Consider the following 13,569-nt stretch of genomic DNA (forward strand, 5'->3'; position numbering starts at 1 on the left):
TGAAAGGATTTTACTGAATTATGTCAGATCACAACGATAAGCTTAAACAACTGAAAACCTCCTCTATGGATCGTCGTTTATCGATTGCCAAAGCTTCGTTGCTTGCTGGAACACGTTGGGCTGCTTCTAATGCGACAACTATGTTTTCTAGCGAAGAAGAAAAAGAAAAGAAACGCAAAAAAGCAATGAAAGAACAGGCCGATTATCTTGTTTCTGAAATAGGCAAACTTAAAGGTTCTATCGTCAAAATTGGCCAAATGATGGCACTTTATGGTGAACACTTTCTACCTGAAGAAATCACGCAAGCCTTAAATACTTTAAATAATCAAACAGTCGCTTTAGCGTGGCCTGCGATAAAACAGCAACTGCACAGCCAGTTGGGTTCTAAACTAGATGATTTGACCATCGATCATGAGCCACTGGGCACTGCATCACTGGCACAAGTCCACCGTGCAACGCGCAAGTCTGATGGTTTAGAGATGGTATTGAAAATTCAATATCCAGGCGTTGCTGAAGCTATTGACTCAGACATGAGCCTGTTTAAAAACATGCTTAAACTGACACGAATGGTGCCGCAAACACGCGAGTTCGACCAATGGTTCGATGAAGTTCGTGAGATGATGCACCGTGAAGTGAATTATAAAATTGAGGCTACAACCACACGCCGCTTTGCTGCTCGATTAAAAGAAGACCCTCGCTACATCGTGCCACAAATTATAGATGGCTACTGCACAGACCAAGTATTGTGTATGACATTTGAACGTGGCGTGCCGATTAACAGCCCTGTCATGCTGTCTCTGCCGCAAGAACGTCGCAACAAACTTGGTGAAGCATCACTTGAAATTGCGGTACGCGAGATTTTTGAATGGGGTGAAATGCAGACCGACCCGAACTTTGGTAATTACCTCGTTCGCTTAGGCAATGGCAATGACATCTTGGATAAAATCGTTCTGCTTGATTTTGGCGCAATCCGACAGTTTGATGAACACTTACTTAGTGTTGCTCGCAAGCTCATTCATGCTGGGTTTAATCATAGTAGTGAAGAAATGGTTCAAGCAATGACAGGCTATGAGTTTTTCGACTCTATCCCTCAAAGCATTAAACCCGATATGGCTAAAGTCTTCTTACTTGCAACTGAAGCCTTTAGCAGTCCAAGCAATAACCCAGACTTACCGGCTGGTGTTATGGATGAGCACTTTGCTTATGACTGGAAAGCAAGCCAGCTTCATAGCCGTGTAATGCAGCAAGCTTCAAAGTCGATGACATCTCGTTATTTCAGTGTTCCACCCAAAGAGTTTATGTTTATCAGCCGTAAATTCATCGGTGCTTATACCTTTATGACTGTGATTGAAGCGAAAACCAATGTTCGTGCTATGGTCAAAAAGTTTATCTAAAAGTACATTGACCAAAATGACGCAATGTCATTTTGGTCAATTGATCAATCACTTCAATTTCCAACGATTTAATAAAAAAATTAAAAAACAAAAGATTAGAATAATTTAAAATACACCACCTACCGTTTATCTTTGACAATACATCATGTCAGTCATGACATAGTTATTCGTGTGCCGCTATGTCAGCATAAAACCACAGAATAATTCTGCTGGATGAAAATAATGACAAATATGGTAAATAAGGCGCAGGGATTTGGCTTATCACTGATCACAAAAATGGCAAGTAGCGACGTACTTGACCAATTAAAGCTTAGAAAATTTGTGGAGAAATCGCTATATCAAGGCTCAAAAGCAGGCTATAAGACTTTATCAAAAACACAAAAAGCCTTTAAAACCAATAAAGATCTACATAAACAACGACTCAATAATCAAGAGAAATCATTTTTTGATCTGAACTATTCAGAAGATCAGCAAATGACTATCGACAGCATGTCACAGTTTGCAGCGGATGTACTTTACCCATTAGCCGCAAGTGCCGATCAAAATGAAACTTTTCCAACAGAACTTTGGCAATATATCGAAGAGCTAGGTCTGAACTTTTATGCTTTGCCTGAGGCACTCGGTGGTGTCGCTGCTGAGAAAAATATTCTGAGTAATGTACTTATCGCGGAGCATCTGGCCAAAGGTGACTTTAGTTTAGCCGCTGGTATGCTCTCTACTTTTAGTGTGATTAATGCCATTACACAATGGGGTTCTGAACAAGTACAGGCTTTATATTTAAACAGTTTTGCGCAAGACAGTAGCATTCGCGCTAGCTTTGCAATTCAAGAAGCTACGCCTGCTTTTAATCCTTACCAGCTAAAAACCAAAGCCATTTCACGTGATGGTCAATATTTTATCCAAGGTGAAAAGACACTGGTACTATTGGCTGAAAGTGCAGATATTTTCCTTGTCAGTGCTGAACTTAATGGCCAAGCTGAAGTTTTTATTCTCAGACGTGATGAAAGTATTCAGTTTAAAAAATCTCCCGCTATGGGGCTCAAAGCCACAGAAACAGCAACTTTAATTTTTAATCAAACCCCTGCTTTACGCTTAGGTGATGAAGATTTTAACTACACGGCATTTTTAGACCTCGGCAATTTAATGTGGTGTGCAATGGCGGTCGGCACATGTGAAGCGGTCAAAAAATACTGTATTGAATATGCCAATGAACGCACCGCCTTTGGTGAACCCATTTCCCACCGTCAAAGTGTTGCTTTTATGATTGCAGATATGGCCATCGAAATTGATGCCATGCGTATGCTCATCCTAAATGCTGCAAGTCTCGCTGAATCTGGGCAGACATTTCACCGCGAAGCCTATTTAGCACGTTTACTTTGTGCTGAAAAAGCCATGAAAATTGGCACCGATGGTGTACAGATTTTAGGTGGGCACGGATTCACCAAAGAACACCCTGTTGAGCGTTGGTATCGTGATTTACGTGCAACAGCAATTGTTCACTCTGGTCTACATGCATAATAAAAAGGAAAACTGGCATGAATTTACAAAACCCTAAAAAATTTAAATTACTGATTGATCAAGCCCATCAAGTGGCCATCAATGTACTTCGCCCTATCTCCCGAAAATACGATAAAGCTGAACACAGCTATCCTAAAGAACTGGATATGCTGGCATCTTTAGTCGATGGTATGAATGAGGGTGGTGAAGGTATGAATGCGGGGGCTGCTGTCGGCAAGCGAGGTACAAATGAACAAGGCAATAAAAATGGAGTGAATCTCTCTACAGCTTTAAGTGTAATTGAAATGTGTTATGGAGATACCGCTTTACTCCTATCGATGCCCCGCCAAGGTCTAGGAAATTCAGCGATAGCAGCTGTTGCCAATGAAGAGCAGTTAGAGCGTTTCAAAAATACATGGGCAGCTATGGCAATCACTGAACCAAACTGTGGCTCGGACTCTGCCGCTATTCGCACCACAGCAGTCAAAGATGGTGAAGATTACATCTTAAACGGTGAAAAGATTTTCGTGACTTCAGGAGAGCGTGCTGACGCTATCGTCGTTTGGGCAACGCTGGATAAAAAATTAGGCCGTTCAGCGATCAAATCTTTTGTAATTCCTAAAGGAACTGCTGGCATGACAGTGGAACGTTTAGAACATAAGCTAGGAATCAAAGCCTCTGATACCGCAGTTATTCGTTTAATCGACTGCCGAGTGCCAGCTAATAACCTACTGGGAAATGCGGAAATTAATATTGCTAAAGGCTTTGCTGGCGTGATGGAAACTTTTGATAATACTCGTCCGCTCGTTGCAGCGATGGCTATAGGCTGTGCCAAGGCCTCACTAGAACGCATTAAAGAGATCTTCAGCGATTGTTTGGATCCTCAATATATAACCCCATACTTACAAACGACTCATATTGCAAGCCAAATTTATCGTATGGAAGCCGAATGGGAAGCGGCTCGTTTACTGATCTTAAAAGCCGCATGGATGGCAGATAACAAGAAACCGAACTCAAAAGAAGCTTCCATCTCCAAAGCTAAAGCTGGTCGAATTTGTAATGAAATTACCCTTAAGTGCGTCGAACTTGCTTCAACTGTCGGCTACAACGAAGATGAGCTTTTGGAAAAATGGGCAAGAGATTCTAAAATTCTAGATATTTTTGAAGGAACGCAACAAATTCAGCAACTCATTATCGCACGCCGTGAATTAGGAAAGTCATCGAGCGAATTGAAATAATATAAAACGTCCCATTCGGATATGTTGAAGCTATGGTTTCTCTAAATAAAGAATTATGGCTTCACATTGAAAGTACTATGAAATAAGAAATCACTAGACTCAAATTCATGCTATCTAACAACGCCTAAACTTATTTATTGCGCTTCAAAAAAACGTATCACAATCATGTGAGTTTAAATTTATTTAACATGCTTAATAATACATAAATGCTTTTAATTTTATATGCACCCTCACTCTATTTTTTTAATAGTATTAATAATTATCATCATAAAAAAATAGCCGATGCTGTTTTCTGTTGCGTGTAAATCACTCTTTTTTGAAATTTAAAAGTTTTTTATCAGCGTCAGTCATGTCTTTACATTAGGTCTTACATCTTCCTAATTTCCACCCTAATATTTGGAGAATAGCCAGTCTTACAAATTTAGATGCCTAGAAGCTACTTAGGCTATTTATTATAAGCAAGAGGAATTTCTTTGACTGGTCCATACGATCAGGTATGGTAAATTTAAATACTCTGTATTTATGTGACAAAACTGTCTTTGCAAGTGGTTCTACTCACCGCATAAAAATATAGACTTTTGATTAATCACATCTATTTCGCTTAAATAAAGTACGGATTTAACAAAACCATAAAATAGTACCTTCTGTCTCAACTTGACTGTAATTGCACAGCTCAATATGATCTTCTCAGACATTATACCAATGGATATACAGTTTGCTGAATTATCAACGATACTTGCCAACATCTCATATTAAAGCTAAATCTGTTTTAATTTTAACAATAACTTTAATATTTACTGGTTGTGCATCACTAGGTGGCGGTTCGGTTGAAAAGCGTTCAGCAAAATTAGCCAATGGCATTCAAAAGGCATACGCTGTTGAGCCCAATACAGCACTACGTATTGCACCCATGATTGTACAAAGTGCCGATCGCTATAATGTCGATCCATTACTAGTTGCAGCCGTCATAAGACAAGAGTCTAGCTATAGAAATTATGCTGTTTCCCCTGCTGGTGCTATTGGACTTACTCAAGTTATTCCACGCTATTGGCAACAAACCTGCCCTGGCGATTTATTTGAAGAGATTAATAATATTAATTGTGGCACCTATATTCTCGCTAACTATAACCAAAAAGCAGAAAGCTGGCCTAAAGCTTTAGCTTATTATAATGTCGGTCCAACAGGCTACCATTCGAGCTGGAAGATGAAGCGTCAAGGTAAGAAATATGCAAAACAAGTTAAAGCACATCAAGAAACGTTAAAAGGTGCTCTGTGATCTTGTTAAATATGACATAAAAACCAGAAAATGCTGGCTTTTTACCACTTAGGCCCTTATAAATGCATGTTCTCAGCTCTTCTGTTTTTTGTTTTAATAAATGGCGCATAAAAAAATCCCCCTCTGCATTAAGCGGAGGGGGATTTAGAATTAATGAGCTGGCGATGACTTACTCTCACATGGATAACTCCACACTACCATCAGCGCTAAGAGGTTTCACTTCTGAGTTCGGGAAGGGATCAGGTGGTTCACTCTTGCTATTGTCGCCAGCACAACTGTTTATGACTATTCGTTGGGTCTAACCTCAGAGCAGTGCTCTTCGTGCCTAACTTTCATCAAATGAGTTATTAACAGGTATATTTGAGTTGGATATTTTATCTAGCTTTATAACTAAATCAAGTTGTTTGCAGTGATTTGAACCACAACACCAACTGTTTGGGTGTTGTATAGTCAAGCCTCACGAGCAATTAGTATTGGTCAGCTTCACATATCACTATGCTTCCACATCCAACCTATCAACGTCGTAGTCTTCAACGGCTCTTTAGAGGACATAAAGTCCTAGGGAAATCTTATCTTGAGGTAGGCTTCCCGCTTAGATGCTTTCAGCGGTTATCCCTTCCGAACATAGCTACCCGGCGATGCGACTGGCGTCACAACCGGTACACCAGAGGTTCGTCCACTCTGGTCCTCTCGTACTAGGAGCAGATCCTCTCAAATTTCCAACGCCCACGGTAGATAGGGACCGAACTGTCTCACGACGTTCTAAACCCAGCTCGCGTACCTCTTTAAATGGCGAACAGCCATACCCTTGGGACCTGCTTCAGCCCCAGGATGAGATGAGCCGACATCGAGGTGCCAAACACCGCCGTCGATATGAACTCTTGGGCGGTATCAGCCTGTTATCCCCAGAGTACCTTTTATCCGTTGAGCGATGGCCCTTCCATACAGAACCACCGGATCACTAAGACCTACTTTCGTACCTGCTCGACTTGTGGGTCTCGCAGTTAAGCGCGCTTTTGCCTTTATACTCTACGCGTGATTTCCGACCACGCTGAGCGCACCTTCGTACTCCTCCGTTACTCTTTAGGAGGAGACCGCCCCAGTCAAACTACCCACCAGACATGGTCCTCGTCCCGGATAACGGGACAGAGTTAGAACCTCAATATTACCAGGGTGGTATTTCAAGATTGGCTCCACCGAAACTAGCGTCTCGGTTTCAAAGCCTCCCACCTATCCTACACAAGTAAGATCAAAGTTCAATGTCAAGCTGCAGTAAAGGTTCACGGGGTCTTTCCGTCTAGCCGCGGGTACACCGCATCTTCACGGCGAATTCGATTTCACTGAGTCTCTGCTGGAGACAGCGCCCCCATCATTATGCCATTCGTGCAGGTCGGAACTTACCCGACAAGGAATTTCGCTACCTTAGGACCGTTATAGTTACGGCCGCCGTTTACTGGGGCTTCGATCAAGAGCTTCGCTTACGCTAACCCCATCAATTAACCTTCCAGCACCGGGCAGGCATCACACCCTATACGTCCACTTTCGTGTTTGCAGAGTGCTATGTTTTTAATAAACAGTTGCAGGGGCCTGGTTTCTGTGGCTGCCAATAGCTCAAGGAGTAAATCCTATCACCGTCGGCAGCGTACCTTCTCCCGAAGTTACGGTACCATTTTGCCTAGTTCCTTCAGCAGAGTTCTCTCAAGCGCTTTGGTCTACTCGACCTGACCACCTGTGTCGGTTTCGGGTACGATTCCTATGTAACTGAAGCTTAGAGACTTTTCCTGGAAGCATGGTATCAGCCACTTCACTGTACAAGTACAGCTTGCTATCAGTTCTCAGCATAGAGTACCCCGGATTTGCCTAAGATACATGCCTACAACCTTCCACCTGGACAACCAACGCCAGGCTGACTTAACCTTCTCCGTCCTCTCATCGCATTACATAGAAGTATTGGAATATTAACCAATTTCCCATCGACTACGCCTCTCGGCCTCGCCTTAGGGGTCGACTCACCCAGCCCCGATTAACGTTGGACTGGAACCCTTGGTCTTTCAGCGTGCGAGTTTTTCACTCGCATTGTCGTTACTCACGTCAGCATTCGCACTTCTGATACCTCCAGCATACTTCTCAATACACCTTCATCGGCTTACAGAACGCTCCCCTACCACTTGCAATAAATTGCAAATCCGCAGCTTCGGCATATAGTTTTAGCCCCGTTACATCTTCCGCGCAGGCCGACTCGACTAGTGAGCTATTACGCTTTCTTTAAAGGGTGGCTGCTTCTAAGCCAACCTCCTAGCTGTCTATGCCTTCCCACATCGTTTCCCACTTAACTATAATTTTGGGGCCTTAGCTGGCGGTCTGGATTGTTTTCCTCTTGACTACGGACGTTAGCACCCGCAGTCTGTCTCCCGGATAGTACTCATTGGTATTCGGAGTTTGCATCGGTTTGGTAAGTCGGGATGACCCCCTAGCCGAAACAGTGCTCTACCCCCAATGGTATTCGTCCGAGGCGCTACCTAAATAGCTTTCGGGGAGAACCAGCTATCACCGAGTTTGATTAGCCTTTCACCCCTATCCACAAGTCATCCCCTGGCTTTTCAACGACAGTGGGTTCGGTCCTCCAGTTAGTGTTACCCAACCTTCAACCTGCTCATGGATAGATCACCCGGTTTCGGGTCTACACCCAGCAACTAAACGCCCTATTAAGACTCGATTTCTCTACGGCTCCCCTATGCGGTTAACCTTGCTACTGAATGTAAGTCGCTGACCCATTATACAAAAGGTACGCAGTCACCGAACATGTCGGCTCCCACTGCTTGTATGCATGCGGTTTCAGGATCTATTTCACTCCCCTCACAGGGGTTCTTTTCGCCTTTCCCTCACGGTACTGGTTCACTATCGGTCAGTCAGGAGTATTTAGCCTTGGAGGATGGTCCCCCCATATTCAGACAAGGTTTCACGTGCCCCGCCCTACTCGACATCATCATATCAGCCCTTTCGTGTACAGGACTATCACCCACTATGGTTGCACTTCCCAGAGCATTCCACTAAAACTGATATGACTTAATGGGCTTTTCCCCGTTCGCTCGCCGCTACTGAGGGAATCTCAATTGATTTCTTTTCCTAAGGGTACTGAGATGTTTCACTTCCCCTCGTTCGCCTCGTATGACTATGTATTCATCATACGATACCTGCCTTATGACAGGTGGGTTTCCCCATTCAGAAATCTCCGGATCACAGGATATTTGCCGCCTCCCCGGAGCTTATCGCAGGCTATTACGTCTTTCATCGCCTCTGACTGCCAAGGCATCCACCACATGCACTTAATTACTTGACTATACAACCCCAAACAGTCGTTAATCCCTACAAGTAGGATTAAGACAGTCTATGATGATTTCTCATCACTTCCTTACAGTTTGTTGTTCTGTGTACTTAAACACTGTACAGCTTCAATTCAATTCACATACCAAAACGCTTGATTCAGTTAATTTCGCTAGTAACTCATTTCTTCAATCTTCATCAATCAGTAATAAATCACTGTTAATGTCGATCTTAAAAACGAGTATGAACAAATTATTTCAACTCAAATATATTCTGTTAATGATTTTTCCAGCCTTCGTCAGGTCAGGAAACTGTGATAAATCACAGAAGTTAATAAGTTATCTACTTACTAATTTCTGTAATCCAACTTCTTAGATTAAGCTTCGTTCTATGTGTGCCTGCGCACAGCATAGCTGTTTGCTTAAATTTCAAGGAAAAACGTTGTTTTTCTAATCTTGAAATTTGGTGGAGACTAGGAGAGTCGAACTCCTGACCTCCTGCGTGCAAAGCAGGCGCTCTACCAACTAAGCTAAGTCCCCAGCTTATCATTTTTGATTCGATGTATCAGATTATAGCCTGCGCACTCACTCACGTTCGTTTGCCTTGCGCTTCGCCTTAAAGCAGTGCTTTAAGTCTTGCTCATGGTGGGTCTGACAAGACTTGAACTTGTGACCCCACGCTTATCAAGCGTGTGCTCTAACCAACTGAGCTACAGACCCTCAGATACATCGTCATGAAGAACAACTTGTTGTGGATTCTTACCAATCGTCAATCTTTCGTTAAGGAGGTGATCCAGCCGCAGGTTCCCCTACGGCTACCTTGTTACGACTTCACCCCAGTCATCGGCCACACCGTGGTAAGCGTCCTCCTTGCGGTTAGACTACCTACTTCTGGTGCAACAAATTCCCATGGTGTGACGGGCGGTGTGTACAAGGCCCGGGAACGTATTCACCGCGGCATTCTGATCCGCGATTACTAGCGATTCCGACTTCATGGAGTCGAGTTGCAGACTCCAATCCGGACTACGATCGGCTTTTTGAGATTAGCATCCTATCGCTAGGTAGCAACCCTTTGTACCGACCATTGTAGCACGTGTGTAGCCCTGGTCGTAAGGGCCATGATGACTTGACGTCGTCCCCGCCTTCCTCCAGTTTGTCACTGGCAGTATCCTTAAAGTTCCCGACATTACTCGCTGGCAAATAAGGAAAAGGGTTGCGCTCGTTGCGGGACTTAACCCAACATCTCACGACACGAGCTGACGACAGCCATGCAGCACCTGTATGTAAGTTCCCGAAGGCACCAATCCATCTCTGGAAAGTTCTTACTATGTCAAGACCAGGTAAGGTTCTTCGCGTTGCATCGAATTAAACCACATGCTCCACCGCTTGTGCGGGCCCCCGTCAATTCATTTGAGTTTTAGTCTTGCGACCGTACTCCCCAGGCGGTCTACTTATCGCGTTAGCTGCGCCACTAAAGCCTCAAAGGCCCCAACGGCTAGTAGACATCGTTTACGGCATGGACTACCAGGGTATCTAATCCTGTTTGCTCCCCATGCTTTCGTACCTCAGCGTCAGTATTAGGCCAGATGGCTGCCTTCGCCATCGGTATTCCTCCAGATCTCTACGCATTTCACCGCTACACCTGGAATTCTACCATCCTCTCCCATACTCTAGCTTCCCAGTATCGAATGCAATTCCTAAGTTAAGCTCAGGGATTTCACATCCGACTTAAGAAGCCGCCTACGCACGCTTTACGCCCAGTAAATCCGATTAACGCTCGCACCCTCTGTATTACCGCGGCTGCTGGCACAGAGTTAGCCGGTGCTTATTCTGCGAGTAACGTCCACTATCCTAGAGTATTAATCCAAGTAGCCTCCTCCTCGCTTAAAGTGCTTTACAACCAAAAGGCCTTCTTCACACACGCGGCATGGCTGGATCAGGCTTCCGCCCATTGTCCAATATTCCCCACTGCTGCCTCCCGTAGGAGTCTGGGCCGTGTCTCAGTCCCAGTGTGGCGGATCATCCTCTCAGACCCGCTACAGATCGTCGCCTTGGTAGGCCTTTACCCCACCAACTAGCTAATCTGACTTAGGCTCATCTATTAGCGCAAGGTCCGAAGATCCCCTGCTTTCCCCCGTAGGGCGTATGCGGTATTAGCATTCCTTTCGGAATGTTGTCCCCCACTAATAGGCAGATTCCTAAGCATTACTCACCCGTCCGCCGCTAGCTCAGTTACCGAAGCAACCTCGCCCGCTCGACTTGCATGTGTTAAGCCTGCCGCCAGCGTTCAATCTGAGCCATGATCAAACTCTTCAGTTAAAAATCATTAGTAGCTTATGGCTACAAATCTTGGCTCATCAATTTTCTGACAAATATTTCTCAAATAAACTTCGAGTAATTTTTACCTTCAATCAATGAAATATTTTCGATCGATCAATCAGTAAAAATCCACACAAGTTGTTCTTCATAATCTCTTAATGATCTTCTTGCTGATTCCTCATCAGCAAGACCTTCGCCTTAAGTTATTCACTACATTGCGTTGGTGTGCTGCGTATTCTATACAGTTTTATTTGCAGCGCAAGTGCATTTATATAAATAATTTAAAAAATCCACTCGACTGGTTGTTTTTAAATCAAAACAAACGTTTTAGATTAAATTATAGTCAATATTATCAAGTTATCCACCATATAAATACGCCATCTAAATAAAAAAAACAGCTAACGCTGTTTTTTAGAATGTACCAGCTACTGTGCTTGTTCAGCAAGCCAAGCCATAAACGCTTGGCGTTCAGATTTAGATGCATTTTTCCAACTATTAATTAATTGTTGGGCATTGCCAGAACTTGTTAAATCTTTTTGTTTCTCGATCCCAGCTTTCGCAACAACAGCTTGTGACGTATAGACCGGGGCAGGCTGTACCACTGTCGTTGCTTTTTGAGTTAGATCGGTTGGTGCATCGCTAAATAAATTTTGAAGAATGCCTGCATTTTGAGTTTTACCGCCCTTTTGCTCAACCAATAACTGATTCTTGGCATTGTAGAGACCAAAGATCGGCTGCTTAGCATAAGCCTTAGCATCATCATGGTTTTGCGGAGGATTGATCAGTGCCAAACGGTAAGACTGTTGGTCTTGTAAAATTGGGGTCTTAATATTTACAATCCCTGAGCGAACGATATCGTGGGAGCCAATACCCGGATGCTCTTCAAAAAACTGGGTATAGCGAACACTGATAATATTTTCACCAGCATCAATATTATATTTGTTGTCAGAACTGAATAAACGACTCTTAACTTCTTGCCCATTTAAGCCTTCAATTTTTATTTCCTCTGGAGCAGTAATAGACACCGCTGAAAATACTGAAGTACTCAACATCAATGCTGCTGTTGCAAGGGTTATGCGTAAGGTCATTTTTACACTCTATCGATGGTTTATTAAAGTTTAGTTGCACTATGCAGTGTATAAATGACAATTTTATGACAATTTATGAGCTTAGAACCAACTCACAACTACAATATATATTGCTAAGCTTTGATATTTTAAAGATAAATCACTAAACAAAAAAAGAGCAGACTTACTCTGCTCTTTCTCATTTTAAAAACTAGCTATTAATTGAATGTTTTAAAGCGGTCCGCTTCCGCCATAAATGTTTTCTCACCCGCTGGTGCTTCAATAGAACCAAAAACAAGTTGCGCACGAAGTTTCCAATTCGCAGGGATATCGAAGATCTCTGCAATCTCTGCATCTACGATTGGATTGTAATGCTGTAATGACGCACCAATATTTTGTTCAGATAACGCAGTCCATACGGCAAATTGAGCAATTGCAGAAGAATGTTCAGACCACACTGGGAAATTATCTGCATAAAGCGCAAATTGTTCCTGCAATGATTTTACAACATCTTGGTCTTCATAAAATAAAACCGTACCATAGTCTGCAGCAAAGCTATTAATTTTGGTATTTGTGCCTTCAAAAGCAGCTTCTGGAACAATTTTACGTAAAGTTTCACGCACGATATTCCAAAGCTGTAAATGCGACTCACCAAACAAAGTCACAATACGAGAAGTCTGTGAGTTAAATGCAGAAGGGCTGTGATTTACCGCTTCTTTAATGACAGATTCAATTTGTTCTGGTGTTAATGCTACATTTTTACCAACAGCATAAATGGTACGACGTTGTTTTATGTGGTCTAAAAATGACATGTTATTTTCCTCAGCGATCTCACGATCTTGTTATATACAGATTCATATTCATATTCATCATAGCTAATATTTTGAATTTGAACATGCTTAGTTCAGCGACATAGTGTCTTAAAAATAGAACAATATGCCATAACATTACAAAACTTGATCTAGAAGCCACTAAAGATTATTCCGTGTCATTATGCATAGATCATAAAGCGCTCTTCATCTTTATAATGTTCTTTTTCAGCGGCTTTTTCCTCTATCGAACCAAAGACCAATTGTGCACGTAACAGCCAATGTTTTGGAATCTCAAAAACCTTGGAAATATCAGCATCAATACTTGGGTTATAATGTTGCAATGAGGCACCTAAACCTGCATCTGCTAAACATGTCCATACAGCATATTGGATCAATTCAGCTAAATACACCTGACTTAAATGCACACGCTTCCCTAAAACATAAATACTACGGCGCTTTTTTAGTTGATCGATAAATGTGGTTTGTTGTAGGTCTTCTGCGTGATTTTTTTTAAATTTTAAGTCTTTGGTTAAATCCGTTGTTAGAACTTGCCCAATTTTATGTAATAAAGCCATACCGTGTTCCCCAAAATGTACAGTGATGCCTATTGTGTTAGACGTTAGTGTAATCTCAGGAGAATCAC

At 42.7% G+C, this 13,569-nt stretch carries 7 protein-coding genes, 2 tRNA genes and 3 rRNA genes; 4 read left to right on the forward strand and 8 right to left on the reverse strand.

Annotation, left to right across the window (positions count from 1 at the left end; translation table 11 throughout):
* The first annotated feature begins 20 nt into the window (after positions 1-20).
* The 4 genes from MN200_RS08185 to MN200_RS08200 all read left to right on the forward strand — a co-directional run bounded on the left by MN200_RS08185 (position 21) and on the right by MN200_RS08200 (position 5,405).
* The gene (locus tag MN200_RS08185; RefSeq protein WP_242759150.1) at positions 21-1,394 is read left to right on the forward strand and encodes an AarF/ABC1/UbiB kinase family protein; all 1,374 of its coding nucleotides are present in this window, start codon (positions 21-23) and stop codon (positions 1,392-1,394) included.
* A 231-nt stretch (positions 1,395-1,625) separates the two neighbouring features.
* Positions 1,626-2,912 carry an acyl-CoA dehydrogenase family protein gene (locus MN200_RS08190; protein ID WP_171253457.1) on the forward strand — a complete coding sequence of 429 codons (1,287 nt, stop codon included), beginning with the start codon at positions 1,626-1,628 and terminating at the stop codon, positions 2,910-2,912.
* 17 nt (positions 2,913-2,929) lie between these two features.
* Positions 2,930-4,129 (forward strand): acyl-CoA dehydrogenase family protein, encoded by a 1,200-nt coding sequence (locus MN200_RS08195; RefSeq protein WP_058869654.1) that lies wholly within the window; start codon positions 2,930-2,932, stop codon positions 4,127-4,129.
* A 715-nt stretch (positions 4,130-4,844) separates the two neighbouring features.
* On the forward strand, positions 4,845-5,405 hold the full coding sequence (locus MN200_RS08200; RefSeq protein WP_058869655.1) for a transglycosylase SLT domain-containing protein: 561 nt from the start codon (positions 4,845-4,847) through the stop codon (positions 5,403-5,405).
* A gap of 156 nt (positions 5,406-5,561) precedes the next feature.
* On the opposite strand, the gene rrf is transcribed toward MN200_RS08200, so the two are convergent.
* The 8 genes from rrf to MN200_RS08240 form a co-directional block, all read right to left on the reverse strand.
* A 5S ribosomal RNA gene (gene rrf, locus MN200_RS08205) occupies positions 5,562-5,676 on the reverse strand.
* Positions 5,677-5,851: 175 nt separating this feature from the next.
* Positions 5,852-8,745 (reverse strand): 23S ribosomal RNA (locus MN200_RS08210).
* A gap of 447 nt (positions 8,746-9,192) precedes the next feature.
* Positions 9,193-9,268, reverse strand: a tRNA-Ala gene (locus MN200_RS08215).
* Positions 9,269-9,371: 103 nt separating this feature from the next.
* Positions 9,372-9,448 (reverse strand) — tRNA-Ile (locus tag MN200_RS08220).
* A 61-nt stretch (positions 9,449-9,509) separates the two neighbouring features.
* Positions 9,510-11,047 (reverse strand): 16S ribosomal RNA (locus tag MN200_RS08225).
* Together the 16S, 23S and 5S rRNA genes with 2 tRNA genes alongside form the textbook arrangement of a ribosomal RNA operon.
* A gap of 425 nt (positions 11,048-11,472) precedes the next feature.
* On the reverse strand, positions 11,473-12,135 hold the full coding sequence (locus tag MN200_RS08230) for a DUF2057 family protein (RefSeq protein WP_058869658.1): 663 nt from the start codon (positions 12,133-12,135) through the stop codon (positions 11,473-11,475).
* Between the two features lie 197 nt (positions 12,136-12,332).
* The gene (locus MN200_RS08235; protein ID WP_242759151.1) at positions 12,333-12,926 is read right to left on the reverse strand and encodes a nitroreductase family protein; all 594 of its coding nucleotides are present in this window, start codon (positions 12,924-12,926) and stop codon (positions 12,333-12,335) included.
* Positions 12,927-13,105: 179 nt separating this feature from the next.
* A complete protein-coding gene (locus MN200_RS08240; RefSeq protein WP_058869660.1) occupies positions 13,106-13,501 on the reverse strand; it encodes a hypothetical protein in 396 nt (131 codons plus the stop codon).
* Positions 13,502-13,569: the final 68 nt, after the last annotated feature.

The sequence above is a fragment of the Acinetobacter sp. LUNF3 genome, assembly GCF_022699605.1.
Classification (GTDB): Bacteria; Pseudomonadota; Gammaproteobacteria; order Pseudomonadales; family Moraxellaceae; genus Acinetobacter; species Acinetobacter johnsonii.

Coding starts and splice junctions, on each gene's coding strand:
- MN200_RS08195 (WP_058869654.1), top strand. CDS start 2,930: ATGAATTTACAAAACCCTAAAAAATTTAAATTACTGATTGATCAAGCC.
- MN200_RS08240 (WP_058869660.1), bottom strand. CDS start 13,501: ATGGCTTTATTACATAAAATTGGGCAAGTTCTAACAACGGATTTAACC.
- MN200_RS08190 (WP_171253457.1), top strand. CDS start 1,626: ATGGTAAATAAGGCGCAGGGATTTGGCTTATCACTGATCACAAAAATG.
- MN200_RS08235 (WP_242759151.1), bottom strand. CDS start 12,926: ATGTCATTTTTAGACCACATAAAACAACGTCGTACCATTTATGCTGTT.
- MN200_RS08185 (WP_242759150.1), top strand. CDS start 21: ATGTCAGATCACAACGATAAGCTTAAACAACTGAAAACCTCCTCTATG.
- MN200_RS08230 (WP_058869658.1), bottom strand. CDS start 12,135: ATGACCTTACGCATAACCCTTGCAACAGCAGCATTGATGTTGAGTACT.